We start from the raw sequence: 19716 nt of genomic DNA on the forward strand, positions 1-19716 counted from the left end.
GGTCGATGGCGGCCCACCCTGATAGGCGAACGACATCGGCCCGCGCAGCCGCGCGGTCACCTTTGTCGTCTGTCGGGTTCACCCCCGTCCGCCCGGCACACCCTGTCCGCGCGAAAGACGACGGCGACGGGCAGGTCTCCTGGCTCGCGGGTCGACGCCGGTCCGGGCCGCCTTCTCAGGACCGATGGTCCCAATGGCATATGGCCCGATGGCTCTCCGCTTACAGTTGCAGGGGCAGCAGGGGTTTCGCACCCCATTCCCTTTCAATCCCCTTTCGGGGAACCTGTCGCGGCCCGCTCGTTAGGCAAATCGCGTCAGGCGATCAAGTGAAAGAAGCTGCCCGTCACAGGACCGGCGCGATGGCCGGCGGGGCCGAGATCGCGACCTGCCGCGTCGGCGAGCCGGGCGAAGGGGGTGCCTTCGTTCGTCGATGTGATGGTCGCATGATGATATTCATGCCCCCACAGCGGCGTTTCGGCATCGGCGAAGCGCGTCGGCGCGAACAGCCGCGCCTGCCGATAGCCGAGCGACATCTTCCTTTTCGCGAAGCTGGTATCGACCGGCAGCAGCCCCGCCATCGGATGTACGATGCCGTCCGCATCCTCGGTGCTGCGGCCGAGCAGCATATAGCCGCCGCACTCGCCATGCACCGGCGCGCGCGCCGCGAAGGCGCGCAACCCCGCCATGAAGCGCGCATTGCTGGCAAGCCTGCCCGCGTGCAGTTCGGGATAGCCGCCGGGCAGCCAGCAGGCGTCGCAGTCCATCGGCGGCGCCTCGTCGGCGAGCGGCGAGAAGCTGCAAATCTCCGCGCCCGCATCGCGCCACCACGACGCCAGATGCGGATAGAAGAAGGCGAAGGCATCGTCGGCGGCGAGGGCGATGCGCTGCCCCGGCGGACGCAGGCGCGGTCGGACGGATGAGGCCGGAGAGGTCGCACGCGCCGCCGCGCGGATCGCGGCGAGGTCGCAATCGCGCGCGACGATGGCCGCGACGGCGTCGATCCGCTCGTCCAACGCGCCGTCTTCGCGCGCCTGCACCAGCCCGAGGTGGCGCGAGGCGACCGCCAGCGCTGGATCGCGGCGGATCATGCCGAACAGCGGCAGGTCGAGCGCGTCGAATCCTTCGGCGATCATCGCGGCGTGACGGTCGCTCGCAACGCGGTTGACGATGACCCCCGCCACCGGCGGCGCGCCGGGAAAGGTCGCGAGGCCATGCGCGACTGCCGCGACGCTCTGGCCCGCGCCCTCGGCATCGACGACGAGCAGGACCGGCCAACCCGTCAGCCGCGCGACCTCGGCCGCCGTACTGCTCCGGCCCGCGCCATCGAACAACCCCATCGCGGCTTCGGCAACAACCAGATCGGCGCCGCAGGCCGCCTGCGCCGCCAGCCCCTTCAGCATCGCCGGCGTCATCGCGAAGCCGTCGAGATTGACCGATGATCGCCCGGTCGCCACGGCGTGAAAGCCGGGGTCGATATAGTCGGGTCCGCATTTTGCCGCAGCGACGCCGAGTCCTTCGCGCAGGAAGGCGCGCTGCAGCCCGATCGCGACGAGCGTCTTGCCCGCCCCCGAGCGCGGCGCCGCGACCAGCAGGCCCGGCGCGAATTGGCCGCTCAAAACTCGATGCCCCGCTGCGCCTTCACGCCCGACCGGAACGGGTGCTTCACCTGCACCATCTCGGTGACGAGGTCGGCGGCTTCGATCAGCGCCTCGGGCGCATTGCGGCCGGTGACGATGACATGTTTCATCGCGCCCCGATCGAGCAGGCCCGCGATCACCTCGTCGACGGGCAGATATTCGTAGCGCAATACGATGTTGAGTTCGTCGGCGACAACCATCGCGATGTCGGGATCGGCGATCATCCGCTTCGCCTCGTCCCATCCGGCGCGCGCCCAGGCGATGTCGCGCGCACGGTCCTGCGTGTCCCAGGTGAAGCCTTCGCCCATCACCTTGTGCTCGACCTGCCCGGGAAAGGCCGAATAGACAGCCTTCTCGCCAGTCGCCCAACCGCCCTTGATGAACTGGACGATACCGACCTTCATCCCGTGCCCCAGCGCGCGGCACACCATGCCGAAGGCGGCGGTCGACTTTCCCTTGCCCTTGCCGGTGTGGACGATCAGCAGGCCCTTTTCCCGCGTCTTGTCGGCCATGATCTTGGCTCTTGCAGCCTGCCGCTTGCGCGCCTTTTCATTGTGGCGTTCATTGATTTCGTCTTCGGTCATCTTTCCCTCCGGGGCACGACATCGCTCTGGCGCGGCGCCGACCGGCACCGCACCGCTGATTTTCGTCGCCCGAACGGGTGATCCGTGCCCTGGCCTTTCCCTGGACCGAGGCATTGAGCGACCCGCGCCGGCAGGTCTCCTGGCTCGCGGGTCGTCGCTTGATACACGCCTTCCCAGGTCGCCCCAGTGGCAGACCCGGTCGGGGACCGGGCCGGTGCATCGCGCTCGCCGCTTACAGTTGCAGGGACAGCCATGGCTTCGGCCTGCCGCGAACGGACGGCCTCACCATATTCCCTATTATGCCCTCGCGGGCACCGGCGCGGTTGCGCAAAGGCAGATGCCTTCACTCATCCGGAATTAGCGCATGATCCATCTTAATCAACATCCACGGTGATCCTGTCCCTAACGGCTGTTGGCGTCCATTGTCGTCAAACGTCCGCTTCTAACGATTGCGCCGCGGAAAACTGGCGACCGAGGCTGGAATCGTGCGGCCAGGTGAGCCTGCTTTCCCGGCCATGTCGGTACGATGCCGGCGGTCCGCTAACGGCCCATACCAGCCAGCCAAAGTTCTCTCTTTTGTTCGGGAATGGTGCGCCCGACAGGATTCGAACCTGTGGCCCCCAGATTAGGAATCTGATTTTGGGCCTTTTCGGGGGCTATCCGGGAATTTTCTAAACTACGATTTCTATCAATATTTCAAAGTATTACCTACGCCACGGCAAGATCGGGTTTTCCTTGGTTTTCTTCACGGTGATTGCTATGTGATTGCTATGCCGACCATCAGATTGAGCAAACGGACTGTCGACGGAGCTTGTCCCGGGGCTCGGGACCAGTTCCTTTGGGACAGCGTTCGGAAGGGCTTCGGCCTCAAGGTTACACCTGCCGGCCGGCGCATTTACATCCTTCAATACCGAATGGGCGGCCGCGGCACTCCGACGCGGAGATACAAGATTGGGCAGCACGGGAGTGGCTGGACGCCAGAGTTGGCCGGTCACGAAGCAGAGCGCTTGCTGATACTCGTGAGCCAAGGGATCGACCCCGCCGAGGAGAAGAAGCGCAAGCGGCATATCGATACCGAACTGATCTTCGACGCTGTGGCCGACAAATTCGAAAAGCTGGCTTTCGAGACCGGACGCGATCGCTACCGCGACTTCGTGAAATCGATTCTGCGGAAGCATTTGCGCCCAAAACTGGGGACGCGTTCCCTGCCCTCGATCAAGGGCTCTGAGATCGTGGCAATAATAGACGATATCCCAGGACAAAGCGCTGCGCTTCGGCGAAACGTGTTTGCGGTCGCACGGCGGCTCATGCGTTGGGCCAAAGGCAGGGGCATGATCGAGAAAAACCCGCTGGAGGGTTTCGAGGTGCCAACAGCAGCGCGCAGCCGTGATCGCGTGCTCAATGACGCTGAACTCAAGCTTATCTGGGAAGCCAGCGAAGACATCGGCATCGCTTTCACCGGGCTCGTTCGGCTTCTCCTCCTGACCGGCCAGCGGCGAGAGGAAGTCGCCGCGCTGGAATGGAATGAGCTCGATCGTGTCAAAGCCGAATGGATACTGCCCGCTGCACGCGCCAAAAATGGCCGAGAGCATCTCATTCCACTATCGGCGCAAATTGTCGCGGAACTCGACCGGATCGCAGGAGGAAGAAAATGGCCGGCCAAAGGCTTCGTGCTTACGACCGACGGTGGCCAGTCCCGAGTATCGGGCTATTCAAAGTGCAAGTCTAAGCTCGACGAGCAGGTGGCCAAGTTGCTCGCCGAGGATGCCGCGCCTGTCGCTCCCTGGCGCTTTCACGACCTTCGCCGGTCGGTTGCCACCGGCCTCCAAGGCCTGAGAATGCCGGGAGACTGGATCGAGGCCGTTCAGAATCGCAGCAAGAGCGGTGTCGCAGGCGTCTATCAGCGCTACACCTTCGCCGATGAAAAGCGCGAAGCGCTCGACACGTGGGGCGCACATATTGCTTCTGTCACTCGCAAAAAGCGCGCGCCCGCACGAACAAGATAGACCGCCCCAGGGCCAGCGTCGGCGTTGTTTGCTGAAATAGCAGTCGCCCGCGATGAACCACTCAATGATGCGTGCGATCAGCTTTTCCGGTGGGACCGGTGAGGCAGTCCTCGTTCTGGAGCGTCAGCCTACCAGTTGTCCGAAGGGCCGATAATGCCATGCTCGTGGACCCAGAATATCGACGAATTTGGCAAATCGACGAAGCGCTCCTCGTCGGCGAGGAGCAGACGTCTGGCAGCGCGCGCCTCTTCGTTTGCGCCGACCGCCAGCACAGCATCGGCGTTATCGTACCAGAGTTCGGCAATGCCGTCATAGGGGGGCAAGGCGCACCCACGGCCAGAGAGCGCGCGCGCCAGCTTCTCGTCTGCGAGCGCATGACTTTGCAGATAGCGGCAACCGGCTAGCCTATCACTTGGTGATAGAAGACACTGTCGAACGAACAACTTCTGAGGTGGCCTAAATCGATGATACTTCGCAGAGGGAATGTACCAAGGAGAGCGGCGAAGAAGCCTCAGCCTTGTCCGGAAGTCATTATCGGCAGGTCAGGTGAAGCAGCCACGTGCTGGCAAGGCGCGACGACCGCGGAGACGATTTGCCGCGCGAACAGTGCGGCTGCGCTGGATCATAGTCATGCGTTACAACGGTCCATCGCGTCCTTCGCAAGCATGGCCAGCCTGGGGAAATTTGCCGCTCGTTCGCTTGCTTGTTCGGACACGGCATTGCCGCGGAGGACACGACCTTTGATGCCATGAAAGATGGCGGCCAAGCGAAACAGATTGAAAGCTATATAGAACTCCCAGTCGGCAATTTCGCTTCGCCCCGTACGGCTGCAATAGGCAGCAACATATTCGGTTTCGCTCGGCAGTCCAAGATCATGCGGATCTAATCCGCCGATGCCGGCGACGATGTCGCCCGGCATGCGGTACATCATTGCATGATAGGCGAAGTCGGCAAGGGGGTGACCGAGCGTCGCCAATTCCCAGTCGAGGATCGCGATCACCTCGGGGCGCGATGGATAGAAGATCATATTGTCGCAGCGAAAATCGCCGTGAACGATCCTTGTCTCTTCGCCAGCCGGTATCGCGCCGGGGAGCCATTCGACCAGCGCGTCCATGTTAGCGTCGCGGCCGACGAGATCGTCATCGCGATACTGCGCGCTCCAGCGCGCGATCTGACGCTCGAAATAATTACCGGCCCGACCGAAATCGGCGAGCCCCGCCGCGGCAGGATCGACGCCGTGCAGCGCTGCCATCGCGGCGTTCATAGCATCGAAATAGGCGGCGCGGTCAGGTCGGGCTACCTCGCGGAAGCCGGCATCCCAGAAGATGCGGCCTTCGACCATTGCCATCACAAAAAAGGGCGTGCCGACCACGCCTGGATCTTCGCAGATCGCAAGGACCGACGGAACGGGCACAGGTGTGCCGGCAAGCCCGGCCATCACCCGGGCCTCGCGCAATATGTCATGCGCGCCCTTGAGCAATGGGCCGGGGGGCTTGCGGCGCAAGACATAGCAGGCGGCCGGCGTCGTCAGCCGGTACGTCGGATTAGACTGGCCGCCGCTGAACTGGGCGACTTGCAACGGTCCGCTGAAACCCTCGACATAATCCGTGAGCCAGGCGGTGAGCGCCGCTTCGTCGAACCCCATTCCGGCGCGCACCGGTGTCGTCGCCGCATCAGCCACGTGATGCCGTCCACTCGCGCTTGATCTTCTTCGCCAAGCTCCATTTGTGGACCTCGGTCGGCCCGTCATAGATGCGGAATGCGCGAACCTCGCGGAATATCTGCTCAACGATCGTGTCACCCGAAACCCCGCTTCCGCCCATGACCTGGACGCAGCGATCGGCGATGCGCATAAGCGCTTCAGACACGGCGACCTTCGTCATCGAGCTTTCGGCCGTGCCGAGATCGCCGGTATCGAGGACAGCTGCGCACCAGTCGATCATCAGCTCGGCCTGGCGGAGGTCGATCAAATTCTCCGCGAGCATGAAACCGACGCCTTCATGATCGATCAGCGCCTTGCCAAAGGCCTGGCGGCGGCAGGCATAATCCGCCGCGATTTCGTGTGCGCGAATGCAGCCGCCGAGCCAGCGCATACAATGTGACAGGCGTGCAGGGGAGAGACGGATCTGCGCATATCGGAACCCTTCGCCCGGTTCGCCGAGCATCTGGGTGGCCGGGACACGCAAGCGGTCGATCGCCACCACCGCGTGTCCGCCTGGCATAGAACTGTCGATCGTATCGAGTATCCGCTCGATCCGGATCGCGGGATCGGGAAGGTCGACGACGAACAGGCAGGCGCCCTCCTCCTCGGATTTTGCCATGATGATGCCGACCTTGGCTCCCTGCGCGCCCGTAATGAACGCCTTGCGGCCCTCGATCACCCAGTGATTGCCATCGGCCTTGCAGGTGGTCCGCATCATCGAGGGGTCGGAGCCCGCGCCATTGTCTTCGGCCGGCTCGGTCATGAAGAAGGCGGAGCGCGCGGTGCCGTCGATCATCGGTGCAAGAAAGCGCGCCTTCTGTTCGAGCGATCCGACATGGCCGAGCAGATACATATTGCCCTCGTCGGGCGCCATCGTGTTGCAGGCGACCGGGCCGAGCGGCGACAGGCCCGAGCGGATCAGCACATGCGCCGTCTCGCGCTGAGTCAGATGAACGCCGCCCTCGAGGATGTGCGGCGTCAGTACCCCCGCCTCGCGCGCAAGGACCCTAAGCTCGCTGACCAGCGCGTCCGACGGGCCATGCGCGGCGCAGCGCGGATCCTTTTCATATGGGACGACAGTATCCCTTACGAAGCGCTCGACGGCGTCCCCAATGGCGCGTGCACGATCGGTCGTGGTCATAAGGATTGTCCGTCATCAAGGTCGATCACCGATCCAGTCATTCCGGCGGCGGCGTCGGAGCAGAGGTAGAGCATCATCGCGTCGAGGGTCTCGATCGGCTGAAGTCGGCGACGCGGGAAGCGCGCGATCTGCGCTTTGCCTCCCTCGGACGCGAACCATTCGCGCGAGATGTCGGTGGCGATATAGCGCGGCTGGATGACGTTGACGTTGATCGCCTTGTGCGCCCACTCGCGCGCGAAATTGCGGCCGAGATGGGCGACCGCGGCCTTTGTCGCTGCATAGGCGGACTCACCGTGGCCGGTAAGGTGTGCGGTGATCGAGCCGATGATAACGACGCGTCCGTCCTTACTGCCGGCGGGGCCCCGGTCGATGAGGCGCCTCGCGCCCTCTCGGACGGTCAGATAGACGCCGGTCAGATTGGTTGCGATCAGGCCGGTGAGAGCGTCGCCGGGCAGCGCGATCGAGCGCCCGGGCGCCGACACGCCGGCATTGGCAATGATCGTGTCCACCGCGGCGAAGCGCGCCTCGGCGCGGTCATAGGCGGCGACCACCGACCGCTCGTCGGTGACATCAAGCTCGACCGCAAGCGCTTTGTCGCCGATCTCTGCGACCAATGTCCGCAGCCGGTCGACCCTCCGCGCCGCGAGGACGACGTTGGCACCCTGCGCAGCGCAAATCCGCGCGAAATGGGCGCCGAGCCCCGACGAGGCGCCCGTGATCAGGACGGTGCGCCCAAGAAGATCGGCCACGTCTAACGGCCCTGCCAGGCAGGCGCGCGCTTTTCCGCAAAGGCGCGCGGGCCTTCGCGCGCGTCGGCAGATGTCATGACGATCGCGCCTTCACGCTTGTTGGCGGCCCAGAAATCGCGTTCCGAGGCGATCGTTCCTTCGGCAATTCCGTTAGCAATCCGCTTGCTTGCTTGAACGGAAAGCGGAGCATTGGCGGCGATCTTGCGCGCCATGGTCATGACTGTCTTCATGAGCTCTGCCGACGGGACCACGCGGTTTGCGAAGCCCAGCTCGAATGCGCGCTGCGCCGAGAAGCTGTCCCCGGTCAGGAGCAGCTCCATCGCGATCTTCGGCGGCAATTGATGCGCCAGTCGAAACGCGCCGCCCGCAGCCGCGAAAATGCCTCGCTTTACTTCAGGGAGGCCGAACTCGACATGGTCAGCCGCAATCACGATATCGCAGGCGAGCGCCAATTCCGTGCCGCCGCCCAGCGCAAATCCGTTAACGGCAGCGATGATCGGTTTGCTGATCGGATGGCGCACGAATCCGGCCCAACCCCAGCGTTTCTGTTCTGGGTCGTCGGGCCAGCTGCTTTCACCCCGCGCGAGAGCCTTGAGGTCAGCGCCCGCACAGAACGCTTTTTCTCCTGCACCAGTGAGAACAACCACGCGAATATCGGGGTCGCTTTCCGCCTGCTGGAGCGCTCTCCCGAGGCCGGTGTGCACCGCCGCATTTACGGCGTTGCGCGCCGCGGGGCGATTGATCGTCACAATGAGGATCTGATCCTCTCGCTCGACCAACACCGCACTTTCCGTCGCTTGCATATTATCCCCCCGCTGGCGTGATTTCGGCCATGAAATCGTCGTCCGGTCGCATTCCGTACGCCGCAGTCGTCCGGTTCGTCATGTTGAACAGGCCGGCGAGCTCCACGACATAGTAGATCTCCTCATCGTCCAGCCCGGCAGCGCGAAGCATCGCAATGTCGGCAGCTTCGAGCTGGCCTGGATCGTTCGTCAGCTTGACGCAGAAATCGGCAATCGCCCGTTCGCGGTCCGACAGCGTGACCTGGCGATAATTGATGCCGATACGCCGCGCACGGCCGTGATCGCCAATATATTTTCCGAGGAGGTCGGTGTGCACGACCAAGCAGGTGATGCAGTGATTCACGCCTGAAACGATGACCCCGATGAACTCGCGCTCAGCCAGCGAGAGGCGGCCATATGCAGGGTCGAAGAATACGGGCATGACAAAGGCGCCGAACCTTGCGCGTCCCTCGGTCTCGTAGGAAGAAAGGATCGCGATCGAATTGCGCTCCGGAACCGGCAGTTCGGTGAGGCTATCCGGATCGACTTCGAAGCCTTTGCGCGGGACCAGAAACCCATAGACGTCCGGCGCGATGAAACCCGGGTGCAATGTGCCGTCTCGCTTTATCTGATCCTCACCCATCGTAGCGTTCCTTCGCTTCGGCTCACCGCCCCCGCTCATGCTTCCATGTCAATGACGACCTTGCCGAAGTGGTTGCCGCTTTCGAGATGGCGCAGAGCGTCCTTAAATTGCGAGAAGCCGTAAACCGAGTCGATGACCGGCCGCGTGCCGGTATTCTGCATCCCCGTCAGAAGGGCTTCGAACGAGATTCTTGGACCGATCGAGATCGGCTTCAGATTGACCGATCGCATCTGCAGTGTGATCGGACGCAGACTGCCGGCCATTCCGGCCACATAGCCGACGAGTCCGATCTCGCCGCCGGCGCGGGTGCAAGCGATGCTGTGATTGATCGTTCCCCCGCCGCCAATTTCGATGACCTTGTCGACACCTTTGCCGCCGGTGAGTTCGAGGATCGGATCCTCCCAATTGGGCGTCTCCCGGTAGTTCACCACCGCTGCGGCACCCATCGCTTTCAGGCGCTGCGCTTTCTCTTCCGAGGATGTCAGCGCCAGGACGCGGGCGCCGAACATCCGGGCGATCTGCAACCCGAACAGCGAAACGCCGCCGCTGCCCTGAATCAGTACGGTTTGTCCCGGCGACAGCGGAGCCGCGACATGAAGCGCCGACCAGGCGGACACCGCGGCACAGGGAAGTGCGGCGGCGTCGGTATAGGAGAAGTCGTCGGGCAGCTGGATAACCGCCCGCTCCTCGACCCTCACGAATTCGGCGAGCATCCCGTCGATCGTCGTTCCGACGCTGTTGGAGCGATATTCGGCCAGGTTCGGCCCGGCCACCCAGTCGCACGAACAATTGACGGTCACGCGATCCCCCACCGTCACGCGCGTGACGTCCGATCCGACCGCGACCACGTCGCCGGCGCCGTCGGAGATCGGGATCACATGGTGTGCAAGCGGGCCGGGGTAGCTACCCTTGGCGATGATCGTGTCGCGGAAGTTGAGCGAGCAGGCCCGAACCTTAATGAGGACATCACGGCGTCCGAGTTCGGGTGTCGGCTCGTCGACCAACGCCAGATCCTCGTAGCGGCCGGGGTTGGTCACACGAATGGCTTTCATGAACTATCCTGTCTGGCGTGTTGGGCCTGCACGGCGCGCGCCAGCCCTGGCGCGCGCCGACTACAGCAGCGCCGGAGCGGCGCCTATTCGGCCGCTTCGAGCATGGGAGCTTCGGTCACCTTGGCGCCACGGCTTATGTCGACGGTGTAGCTGTCCTTGCCAGCACGCAGTACGTGCCCCGGTTTCGCCCACGTATATTCGCCTTCGGCGATGATCGGCGTCCCGTTGACGATCACATAGTCGATCCCCTCGGCACCAGTGTAGAGGCGTTCGCCATTGGCGGGAAAATCCGAGCGGAATTCGACCGCGGTGACCCGCACATTTTCGAGATCCATCAGCACCAGGTCGGCATGATTGCCGACCTTGATCGTGCCCCTGTCGCGCAGACCGATGAACAGCGCCGGGATCTGCGTGAAATTATGGACCGCCTCTTCAATCGGCATCAGCCCATGCTGGTTGACGGCATATTGAATGAAGCGCGTGCTGTGCGAATAGGCCTCGAGCACATCGAGGTGAGCACCACCATCGTCGCCGCCCCAGAGGGTGCGGCTATCGCGCATGCACCGCACGATATCCTTCCAGATCGCCAGCTCGTCGGCATTGGGATCGCGCGGCACGAACACCGTTTCCAGATCGTCTGCAACCACCATGTCGAGGATGATCTGGAAGGCGCTGCGACCCTCTTCCTTGGCAATGTCCCCCATCATCCGGCCGACATATTTCTGATACTGCGGCGAACGGACGCCTTGCACTTCATAATTGTCGAAGTTGGCGCGATACTGCCCATTGGCACCCGGCGGCAGCTTGCCTGCGTCTTCCTCGAGGCGGATGCGCAACTCGGGATCAGCAAACGCCGCGACGCGGCCCGCATGATCTTTGCGATAGACATCTTTCCAGACACCCGGAAACATATCGAAACCAAGGCCGTTCTTGAAATTGATGAAGACGGCGACCGGGCACGACGGGGCCTGTACTCGCAACTCGGCCCCCATTTCGCGTGCGATGTCGGTCGCGGCCATCTTGGCGTCCATCATGTCCTCGGCGTGAAGGCCTGGAACGAGCAGCGGCCAGGCATAGGGCCGGTTCGACGCGAGACTGACTTCGGCCATTTTGCGCATCGCTTTGTCATCGGGTTTAAAACCGGTCAGAACATAACCCGTCATCGTGCCTTCATAGTCCTTCACCACCGACATGAGCTCGAGCAGCTCCTCGTGCGACGAATGCAGCGATGGAACATCCTCGCCCTCATGGTCGACATGCGTTTCGATATGACTCGACGAGAAGCCCATGGCGCCGTCATCGAGCGACTGGCGAAGCTGCATCTTCATGGCGTCGATATCGTCGCGCGTCGCCTGCGCGTCATGCGCGCGGTCCTTCATCACATTGACCCTGAGCGTCGAATGGCCGACCATGAAGCCGACATTGACGCCGACATGGCCATCGAAGCTGGCGAGCATCTCGCCGGTCGTGTGCCAGTCGATCTTCGCGCCCTGGACGAGTGACTCATGTGGGATGCCCTCGACTTTCGCGAACATCGGAATGAGATATTGCAGCGAGTCCGGCGACAGCGGCGAAAGGGCGAAGCCGCAATTTCCGCAGATATAAGTCGTCACGCCATGCGCGCTATGGGGACGCAGCCACGGATCCCAGGTGATCTGGGCGTCATAATGAGTGTGGGTATCGATAAAGCCCGGGGTCAGCAGCCGTCCGTTCGCATCGATGGTCGTTGCCGCCTCCTGCTCGTCGGCGCCGACATATGCGATTCTTCCGTCCTTAACTCCGACATTGCCCGGGAACGCGGGCGCGCCCGTGCCGTCGACGATGTTCGCGCCGCGAATCAGCAGGTCATACATGGTATATTTCCTCTCCTCGTGGCCCCTTATCGCGGCCTGGTTTTCGACTCAACTAACTTGACAGGTTGCAAGTTTTATCAGCTTAATGCCGACGCCGCAATGCTGTTGATGAAGAGCGACATTCACGACCGTCGCGATCGCAATGCGGGGCGACTTTCGAACGACAGGTTCGGCAGATAGATTCGGGAGAGGAGAAACTTATGCTAGGAACGGACAGCGGGATCCATATTGCTGTGGAATCCCACGTCGCTCAGGTGGAACTGAGGCATCCACCGCATAATTTCGTGAATGCGCAGGTGCTCGAGGACTTGGCTGATTGTTTCGAGCGGCTGGATAGAGACCCCGAAATCCGATGCCTGCTTCTCACCGCGCAGGGTAAATCCTTCTGTGCGGGCGCGAACTTCGGCGACGAAGAGGGAAGCGCACACACAGCAAGAAGCTATTATGCCGCTGCGGTGCGGCTGTTTTCGACTCGCAAGCCGATCGTGGCGGCGATTCAGGGAGCGGCCATCGGGGCAGGGCTTGGCCTAGCCCTGGTGACGGACTTTCGCGTTGCATCTCCAGAAGCGCGCTTCGCCGCCAATTTCGTCAAGCTCGGGATTCATCCTGGCTTCGGGCTCACCCACACGCTTCCGCGGCTGATCGGGCAACAGGCCGCATCGCTCCTACTCTACACGGGGCGACGCGTCGGAGGAGTGGAGGCCGCGCGTATCGGCTTGGCCGATATGTTGGCTGACTCCGAAGTGCTGGTCGACACTGCGATGGCATTGGCCCAGGAGATTGCCGAAAATGCGCCGCTTGCTGTAATGGCCACTCGGGCGACATTGCGCACAGGCTTGGCGGACGCTGTTCTGGCGCAAACTTCGCTCGAAGTGTCCGAACAGGAGCGACTGTTCCTCACCGAGGATTATCGCGAGGGGCTCCGCGCGGTTTCGGAGCGGCGCCCCGGCAACTTCAACGCGCGCTAATTTCCGGCGTCGCCACCGATCTCAGTCCCCATCGGAGCTTGAAGGTCCCGCGTTCGTCCGCTTGCGGATGGCAATGTTGGCGCGCAGGAGATCAATGAAGGTAGAGATGATAGCGTTGAACTGATCCGCGGCTTCGTCTCGGTCCAGCAACCGCCTGTCGACATGCCCGCGCACAAAGTCGTAGCAGACTTGCGCAATTGCGTCGGCATTGACGTTGCGCCGAATGTGCCCGCTGGCCTTGCCTGCGAGAATGGTCTGACGAAAGATGCCCAGCGTTTGACTTCGCCGGTTACGATATAATTGGGTAAGGTGCTCGTAAAAGGGGGCTTCGCCTGCCATCCGCAAATAGGCGGTAAAAGTCCGTGGCGCACGGTCCGCTATTGTCGCGATATATAATATCTGCCTCGCCAACCGGTCAAAGGCGTTTGGCGAGTCATCGAGCGACAGAAGTTCGTCGGAAAATGTTTCGATAATATGAGTGGCGAGCGCCTCTAGCAGCCCATCCTTATTGCCGAAATAGAAGTTCACCAACTCGTGACTGCATCCCGCGCGCTTGCCGACGTCGTGGAGGGAGAAACGGTCAAACCCCTTCTCGATCAGCAGGTCTATCGCCGCTCCAATAATGCGTGCCTGAGACTCACCGCGTCGTTCGGCCTGCGATCGTCTCGGAGATTTCATCGAACTTTTGCCCCTATTAGAATTGGCGTGCCAACCCGGATCATTGCATCAGAAATCTGACAGGTTTCAAGCACTTTGTTCGCGCAGCCGCGGCGCGCGGACGCCGACCAGGACCCCGGCGAGGTCAAATGCGGTCACCTCGACAGCGTCCTACGATACATAAGCGACCCCTCATACGCTTTACAAGTAGCAAGGATTATGTTTGAAATCTTGCAAGTATAGTTAGCGAAAATTGGGCGGACACCTCCGCTGTATCGAGATTTGGTGCGACGCGGGCGAAGTGAGCAATCATGGTGCTGGGAGCGTCCGCTGACCGGGAGAGATAGACCGTGAAACACGGCGGCGACGATCAAACCGTTCACACTTTTTGCCGCGTGTGCGAACCGATGTGCGCGCTGGTCGCGACGGTGCGCGACGGACGGCTGACGTCCGTGGCTGGTGACAAGGACAGCCCTTATTCGAAAGGACATTTCTGCAAGAAGGCCACAGGCGCGGTCGAAGTGATGTATGACCCCGACCGCATCCTGCAGCCTTTGAAGAGGACCGGGAAGCCTGGCGAGTTCACCCCGGTGTCTTGGGACGAGGCTATGTCGGACATTGCGACCCGACTTCACGACATAAGACGCCGTGACGGACCCAGCGCGTTTGCGACATTCCTGGGACAGCCGCCAACCAATGGCTTCGCGACCGCCGTCTGGTTTTCTGCGTTCAAGCAAGTCTTTCAGACGAAATGGAACTACAGCGTAAACGCCGAAGACGCGGCATCGCTTCTGATGGCGAGCGAGCTGCTTTTCGGATCCGCGTTGCTTTACCCCCGTCCGGATCTCTGGCGGTCCGATTTTGCGATCATCATTGGCGCGAATCCGGTGGTATCGCACGGCTCCGTCTGCACCGAACCGTTGATGCGTGATGCCTTGCAGAGCATCATCAAGCGCGGAGGCCGGGTGGTTGTCATCGATCCGCGACGCAGCGAAACCGCCCAGTCGTTCGAGCATTTGCAAATCAATGCGGGCACCGATGCTTGGTTGATGATGGCACTTCTCAATGAGCTGATCTCGAACGGGGCGATCGACCTCCCCTACATTCGGGAGAATTGTAACGGATGGGAAGATCTCGCCGAATTGGCTCGGCCTTTCACAGCCGACCGCGCGTCGGAGGAATGCGGCGTGCCGGCAGACGTCATCCGAGATTTGGCGCGCGATTTTGCGAAGGCGAATTCGGCCACCATTTATGGGCGAACCGGCACCTGCACCCAGCGGTTCGGAACTTTGAATAATATTTTGCAAAGCCTGCTGTGTATCGTGACGGGCAATCTGGACCGGCCGGGCGGGGCGTTGTTTACCTGGAGCAGCCTCGGAGCGAATGCCTTTCCCGCCACCCGCGAAGCAACTGTGCGTTCCCGCATCGGCGGGTTACCGGCGCTGGGCGGAATGCTCCCGTCGCGCTGTCTGATCGACGATATCCTGACGCCGGGCGAAGGCCAGGTCCGGGCACTCCTGATGCTTGGCGGCAATCCGGTCCATTCAAGCGGCGCCGCCGGTGAGGGCTTCGCGGACGCGCTCGAGAAGCTGGAACTCCATTTCTCGCTAGACATCTATATGAATGAAACGAACCGCCACGCGCATTACATCCTGCCCGTTGCGACCATGTTCGAACGGGCCGACATTCCCTATAAATATCTCGCGAATATGCTCAGGCCAGCGCTGTTTGCGACCGAGGCCGTAGTCAAGCCGAGTGGCGACGTCCGCGAAGAATGGGAAATTCTCAACGAGCTTTGCCGTCGGGCGGGCCTAGGCGGAGCTTATAGCAATCGCTGGCTTCGCAGACTGTCCGCCATCGGGCTGGCGCTTCGTCCGAAGCAGCTGATGGACTGGCTGATCCGGAAAAGTCCTAACGGGGATCAATATGGGCGACGCCGCGGTCTGTCGATGAGGAAGCTCCTTCGCCACTTTCCAAACGGAGTAAGTCTGGCCGACGCCTTGCCTACCGACATGCTGAAAGAAGTCATCGCCACCCCCGACCGGAAAATCATCCTGGCCGGCGCAGAGTTCAAAATGGAGGTGCAGCGTCTAAGCGCTCATCGGCACTCGGAGGCATTTCCATTCCGGCTGACGGGAATGCGCGAAATGCTGTCGATGAACACTTGGCTTCACAATGTCCCGTCCTGCATGACCGCCAAGCGGCGGCACCAGCTCCATATCAGCCCGTTCGATGCCGGCAGGCTGTCGATCGCCGACGGCCAGGTGGTTACCGTAAAATCCGAGGCAGGTATCATCCGTGTACCCGTGAAAATTTCGGACCGGATGAAAGAAGGCAATGTCGCGCTGCCGCATGGCTGGGGACATGGCGGCGGATGGCAACGGGCCAATGCAGCGCCGGGCGTGAACTCCAACATTCTGGCTGCGAAGAATTCCAAAGAGATCGAGGCGCTGGCAGGAATGTCGATCCTGAATGGCATCGCTGTCGCCATCGAGGTTTGACTGGCGAGATCTCGAAAGAGAAATCTCTCGCCGGTAGTGCCGCTGGGCGACACGCCATCAAGCGCTCGTACTTCCCTGAGAACCTCTCGGGGCTCAAATGTCACAATGCCTTGAGCCTTACGGAGCGTGGTCTCGTGCACTTCGAACCGACTGGCACGTTGCAATTTTCGCACATCCGAGCCTGTCGCTAACAAAGCCGTCCGATAACGTCTGTTTGATAATGTTAAGAAAATAGGGATTTCGGGGCGATCACGCGGTTCTGAGTCCAAGCGCGCGCAACGAAATTACCTTGACATCAAGCAAGTACATATTACAGCACCCTTCAAGTTAATGAACTGTCGACAACGATAGACGCAACAGGAGAGGGAATCATGCTCAGCCGGGCTTTCGCACGCAGATATCTGTCGCTCATGCTGGGGACCTCGATCCTATGCAGTCCTGCCCTTGCCCAAGAGCAGCAAGAGGATTCATCCACACGAACCGAAAATACGAGCGCGACGGACGCGCTAGCACTATTTTGGCAGAAGTTTGATTTTGGGGATTCCCATTTTGGTTGATGGGTGATTCATAGGGAGCCGACGTTGGAAGGATGTCGGCGATGGATGGTGATTGGCGTGTTGATCTGGAGCGTTGGCTGGCGCCCTATCTGGAGGGCCTTGGCCACAAGGCTCGGCAACGGATGTGCCCGGCCTATGTCGCGGGCCTGATCGGTCCGGGGGATCGCAAGAGCATCCAGCCGATGGCGGCGCGGACGGGCGAAGTCGGCTATGATCGCCTGCATCACTTCATCGGTGCGGGCCTTTGGGACAGCGGTCCGCTTGAGGCGACCCTGTGGGAACAGGCCGATGCGCTGGTCGGCGGCGACAAGGCATGGCTGATCATCGACGACACCGCGTTGCCGAAGAAAGGGACGGCGTCGGTGGGAGTGGCGCCGCAATATGCATCAGCGCTGGGCAAGAATGATCTGCCCCCTTCTGAGTGGCCCAATTTCTATTTTAGAATTGGTCACGAAGGAGGAATGGAATGGCGAGGAAGCACAAGCCGGAAGAGATCATCGGCAAGCTGCGTGAAGCGGAGATCGTGCTGGCACAGGGTGGGACGGTGGCGGATGCGTGTCGGCGGATCGGTGTCACCGAACAAAGCTACTACCGTTGGCGCAAGGAATACGGCGGCCTGAAGATGGATCAGGCTCGGCGAATGAAAGAGCTGGAGAAGGAGAACGCCCGGTTACGACGGGCGGTGTCGGACCTGACGCTGGACAAGCTGATCCTGCAGGAAGCTTCGCGGGGAAACTTCTGAGCCCCGCACGGCGACGGCGCTGTATCGATCATATCCGGGGAATGATGCCGGTGTCCGAGCGGCGGGTGTGCCGTGTGCTCGGACAACATCGATCGACACAGCGCAAAACGCCGCGCGGGGCAGATGACGAAGCCGCACTGACCGAGGACATCATCGCTTTGGCTCGACAATACGGTCGCTATGGCTATCGCCGGGTGACGGCCTTGCTGCGCGATGCCGGTTGGCATGTGAACCGCAAGCGGGTGGAACGCATCTGGCGCCGTGAAGGGCTCAAGGTGCCGCAGAAGCAACCGAAGCGTGGAAGGCTCTGGCTCAATGACGGATCATGTATCCGCCTACGGCCGGAATATCCGGGTCATGTGTGGTCTTATGACTTCGTCGAGGGCCGCACGCACGATGGCCGCAAGTTCCGCATCCTGTCGATCATCGACGAGGCCAGCCGGGAGTGCCTCGCTCTGCCGGTGGCGCGGCGGTTGCGAAGTGAGGACGTCCTGGCAGCTCTCGCCGAGTTGTTCGTCACACGTGGTCCGCCAGCGCACATACGGTCAGACAACGTCCTATGTTGGGAAGCAGCGGCGGGAACAGGCCAGCAGATCTCGTTGCGCCGAGTGTGATCGGCGCTGGCAATTTTATGATCCAGATGGCTTCCATCGTCAAGGAAGGCGCTCTCGGCCATAGCAAACACAGGATCCATCGATCGTCGGGATCGTGGTCCTCACCGTCCTTAAGATGAGATACGCATGCCAGATGGAAGGCCCGAACATTATCTACAGGGTCGCCGTAGCGCCCTCACGGCACAGCAGAGAGGGGTCCTTCCATCTGGTGTCCGCCCGTTCGACGAACGGGCGGTACTCGGTTCCCGTCTTGATGACGGCGTGCACGACGCGCGCCATCTTGGCGGTGAGAGCGGTCATCGCCTTGCGGCGGCGATCGGGATCGCCGGCATGGCCGTCGACATAGCGGGAGAGCTTGTCGCGGAAGCTGTTGTTGGGTTGTCGGATCGCGACCTGCGTGGCCATCCAGAAGGTGCGTCGCAGCCGGGCGTTGCCGTACTTCGATAGCTTCGTCCGCCCCCGAAATATCCCTGACTGGTAGGTGGCGAGGTCGAGACCGCAAAACTTGAGGAACTGGCGATGGTGGCTGAAGCGGCGTAGATCGCCGGCTTCGGCCAAGATCGTCAGGGCATTGATCGGACCGATGCCGGGGATCATGCGCAGGAGCTGATAATCGCTGTTCGTCGCCAGCGCGTCATGGGCGATCCGCTCGATCTCGTTACGCTGCTGAATCAGGGTGCGCGCCTGGGCGATGACCATACGGAACATGGCGACCGCCGTGGAATCTTCGTCGATCGGCAGCGCGATCGATGCACAGGCGGTCTCGTAGATATCGTTGACCACCCGGGCCTTGGAGACCTTGCGACCGATCAGCGGCCAAGCCTGTTCGGTGAACGCCTCGCGCCCGATCGAGGTGATGCTGCCCGGCGTTGGGAAGCGTTCGATCAACGCCAGGAACCAGTCGGACCGGCTGTTGCCGGCGAAACGCTCGATCTCCGGAAAATACAGTGGCAGATAATGCGTGAGGATCCGATGCCAGGTCTGGGTCTTCGCCTTCGATATGGCTTCATGCGTCTTCGACATCTCCTGCAGATCGTTGATCCCTGCGGCCAGCGGATCGACATAGCGTTGGGTCGCGCCGATCTTTAGCATGTGCAGGATCACCTGCGCGTCCTTGGAATCATTCTTGTCCCAGCCATTGTGCAGCGCTTCGCGCGTCCGGGCCAAGGCGACCGATGAAATCAGGCGCAGCTCGAATCCCGCGGACAGCAATCGATGCGCCAGCGTGCGGTGATAATTACCGGTCGCTTCGAATCCGACGACCACGGGTCTGCCGGTGGCGGTCAGATCGTCGGCCAGGCGATCATAGTCCGCCTTCGTCGCCATTACGGTCATGCGGCGCCGGCGGCCTCCCTCCGGTCGTTCGAGAAGAACTTCCTGGCGGTGCTTCGACATATCGATGGCTACCAGCACGGCGTCGGGTGGCGTAGAATGCAGCTTGGTCATGATCGGTCAGCCTCCAAAGGGTTGTGTCGACAACTTCTCTTTAGAGACCTGCTGGCCGGTCATGACTGCCTTGATGAAGCCG

14 protein-coding genes, 1 tRNA gene, 3 pseudogenes and 2 riboswitches are annotated in these 19716 nt (G+C 61.7%); of the genes and pseudogenes, 5 read left to right on the forward strand and 13 right to left on the reverse strand.

The features are described 5' to 3' along the window. Positions 1–112: 112 nt before the first annotated feature. A riboswitch (cobalamin riboswitch) is annotated at positions 113–302 on the reverse strand. 12 nt (positions 303–314) lie between these two features. The 3 genes from C3E99_RS12945 to C3E99_RS12955 form a co-directional block, all read right to left on the reverse strand. Then, complete coding sequence (locus tag C3E99_RS12945; RefSeq protein WP_076076870.1) at positions 315–1616, reverse strand: cobyrinate a,c-diamide synthase; 1302 nt, start codon at positions 1614–1616, stop codon at positions 315–317. Next, a complete protein-coding gene (cobO, locus tag C3E99_RS12950) occupies positions 1613–2221 on the reverse strand; it encodes a cob(I)yrinic acid a,c-diamide adenosyltransferase (RefSeq protein WP_076076873.1) in 609 nt (202 codons plus the stop codon). Before cobO ends, C3E99_RS12945 begins: the two co-directional genes overlap by 4 nt. A 112-nt stretch (positions 2222–2333) precedes the next feature. Then, positions 2334–2555, reverse strand: a riboswitch (cobalamin riboswitch). Between the two features lie 253 nt (positions 2556–2808). Continuing rightward, positions 2809–2878, reverse strand: a tRNA-Ser gene (locus C3E99_RS12955). Positions 2879–2991: 113 nt separating this feature from the next. Here C3E99_RS12955 and C3E99_RS12960 point away from each other — a divergent pair. Next, positions 2992–4227 carry a tyrosine-type recombinase/integrase gene (locus C3E99_RS12960; RefSeq protein WP_104959861.1) on the forward strand — a complete coding sequence of 412 codons (1236 nt, stop codon included), beginning with the start codon at positions 2992–2994 and terminating at the stop codon, positions 4225–4227. A 128-nt stretch (positions 4228–4355) separates the two neighbouring features. On the opposite strand, the gene C3E99_RS20255 is transcribed toward C3E99_RS12960, so the two are convergent. From C3E99_RS20255 to C3E99_RS13000, 8 genes are all read right to left on the reverse strand, one after another. Further along, positions 4356–4670 carry an EthD domain-containing protein gene (locus C3E99_RS20255; protein ID WP_267894963.1) on the reverse strand — a complete coding sequence of 105 codons (315 nt, stop codon included), beginning with the start codon at positions 4668–4670 and terminating at the stop codon, positions 4356–4358. 185 nt (positions 4671–4855) lie between these two features. After that, positions 4856–5872: a phosphotransferase family protein gene (locus C3E99_RS12970; RefSeq protein ID WP_234002678.1), complete on the reverse strand. Its 1017-nt coding sequence runs from the start codon at positions 5870–5872 to the stop codon at positions 4856–4858. Between the two features lie 28 nt (positions 5873–5900). Further along, positions 5901–7070, reverse strand: coding sequence for an acyl-CoA dehydrogenase family protein (locus tag C3E99_RS12975; protein WP_104959864.1), 1170 nt, complete (start codon positions 7068–7070; stop codon positions 5901–5903). Further along, positions 7067–7819, reverse strand: coding sequence for an SDR family NAD(P)-dependent oxidoreductase (locus tag C3E99_RS12980; RefSeq protein WP_104959865.1), 753 nt, complete (start codon positions 7817–7819; stop codon positions 7067–7069). Before C3E99_RS12980 ends, C3E99_RS12975 begins: the two co-directional genes overlap by 4 nt. A 2-nt stretch (positions 7820–7821) precedes the next feature. Next, positions 7822–8622, reverse strand: a complete 801-nt coding sequence (locus C3E99_RS12985; protein ID WP_104959866.1) for a crotonase/enoyl-CoA hydratase family protein — start codon at positions 8620–8622, stop codon at positions 7822–7824. Position 8623: 1 nt separating this feature from the next. Next, the gene (locus C3E99_RS12990) at positions 8624–9244 is read right to left on the reverse strand and encodes a peroxidase-related enzyme (protein ID WP_158682289.1); all 621 of its coding nucleotides are present in this window, start codon (positions 9242–9244) and stop codon (positions 8624–8626) included. Positions 9245–9279: 35 nt separating this feature from the next. After that, a complete protein-coding gene (locus tag C3E99_RS12995) occupies positions 9280–10296 on the reverse strand; it encodes a zinc-dependent alcohol dehydrogenase family protein (RefSeq protein WP_104959868.1) in 1017 nt (338 codons plus the stop codon). 83 nt (positions 10297–10379) lie between these two features. Next, entirely contained in the window at positions 10380–12149 is a 1770-nt protein-coding gene (locus C3E99_RS13000) for an N-acyl-D-amino-acid deacylase family protein (protein ID WP_104959869.1), read from the reverse strand. Positions 12150–12349: 200 nt separating this feature from the next. Here C3E99_RS13000 and C3E99_RS13005 point away from each other — a divergent pair, with 200 nt between their 5' ends. Then, positions 12350–13117, forward strand: a complete 768-nt coding sequence (locus C3E99_RS13005) for an enoyl-CoA hydratase/isomerase family protein (RefSeq protein WP_104959870.1) — start codon at positions 12350–12352, stop codon at positions 13115–13117. 21 nt (positions 13118–13138) lie between these two features. Here C3E99_RS13005 and C3E99_RS13010 read toward each other — a convergent pair whose 3' ends face one another. Beyond that, complete coding sequence (locus C3E99_RS13010; RefSeq protein WP_104959871.1) at positions 13139–13795, reverse strand: TetR/AcrR family transcriptional regulator; 657 nt, start codon at positions 13793–13795, stop codon at positions 13139–13141. Between the two features lie 329 nt (positions 13796–14124). Here C3E99_RS13010 and C3E99_RS13015 point away from each other — a divergent pair, with 329 nt between their 5' ends. The 3 genes and pseudogenes from C3E99_RS13015 to C3E99_RS13025 all read left to right on the forward strand — a co-directional run. Beyond that, entirely contained in the window at positions 14125–16275 is a 2151-nt protein-coding gene (locus C3E99_RS13015; protein WP_158682291.1) for a molybdopterin-containing oxidoreductase family protein, read from the forward strand. 598 nt (positions 16276–16873) lie between these two features. Then, positions 16874–17233 (forward strand): annotated as a pseudogene (locus tag C3E99_RS13020) (transposase); the annotation flags it as partial. A 65-nt stretch (positions 17234–17298) separates the two neighbouring features. Beyond that, positions 17299–18128: pseudogene (locus tag C3E99_RS13025) on the forward strand (IS3 family transposase); the annotation flags it as partial. 209 nt (positions 18129–18337) lie between these two features. On the opposite strand, the pseudogene C3E99_RS13030 reads toward C3E99_RS13025, so the two are convergent. Further along, positions 18338–19634: pseudogene (locus tag C3E99_RS13030) on the reverse strand (IS110 family transposase). Positions 19635–19716 lie beyond the last annotated feature (82 nt).

This window comes from Sphingopyxis sp. MG (assembly GCF_002953155.1).
Classification (GTDB): Bacteria; Pseudomonadota; Alphaproteobacteria; order Sphingomonadales; family Sphingomonadaceae; genus Sphingopyxis; species Sphingopyxis granuli.

Excerpts from the sequence above, each read along its gene's own strand:
- C3E99_RS13010 (WP_104959871.1), bottom strand. The coding sequence starts at position 13,795 with ATGAAATCTCCGAGACGATCGCAGGCCGAACGACGCGGTGAGTCTCAG.
- C3E99_RS12975 (WP_104959864.1), bottom strand. The coding sequence starts at position 7,070 with ATGACCACGACCGATCGTGCACGCGCCATTGGGGACGCCGTCGAGCGC.
- C3E99_RS12960 (WP_104959861.1), top strand. The coding sequence starts at position 2,992 with ATGCCGACCATCAGATTGAGCAAACGGACTGTCGACGGAGCTTGTCCC.
- C3E99_RS13005 (WP_104959870.1), top strand. The coding sequence starts at position 12,350 with ATGCTAGGAACGGACAGCGGGATCCATATTGCTGTGGAATCCCACGTC.
- cobO (WP_076076873.1), bottom strand. The coding sequence starts at position 2,221 with ATGACCGAAGACGAAATCAATGAACGCCACAATGAAAAGGCGCGCAAG.
- C3E99_RS12995 (WP_104959868.1), bottom strand. The coding sequence starts at position 10,296 with ATGAAAGCCATTCGTGTGACCAACCCCGGCCGCTACGAGGATCTGGCG.
- C3E99_RS12970 (WP_234002678.1), bottom strand. The coding sequence starts at position 5,872 with ATGGGGTTCGACGAAGCGGCGCTCACCGCCTGGCTCACGGATTATGTC.
- C3E99_RS12985 (WP_104959866.1), bottom strand. The coding sequence starts at position 8,622 with ATGCAAGCGACGGAAAGTGCGGTGTTGGTCGAGCGAGAGGATCAGATC.
- C3E99_RS13000 (WP_104959869.1), bottom strand. The coding sequence starts at position 12,149 with ATGTATGACCTGCTGATTCGCGGCGCGAACATCGTCGACGGCACGGGC.
- C3E99_RS12990 (WP_158682289.1), bottom strand. The coding sequence starts at position 9,244 with ATGGGTGAGGATCAGATAAAGCGAGACGGCACATTGCACCCGGGTTTC.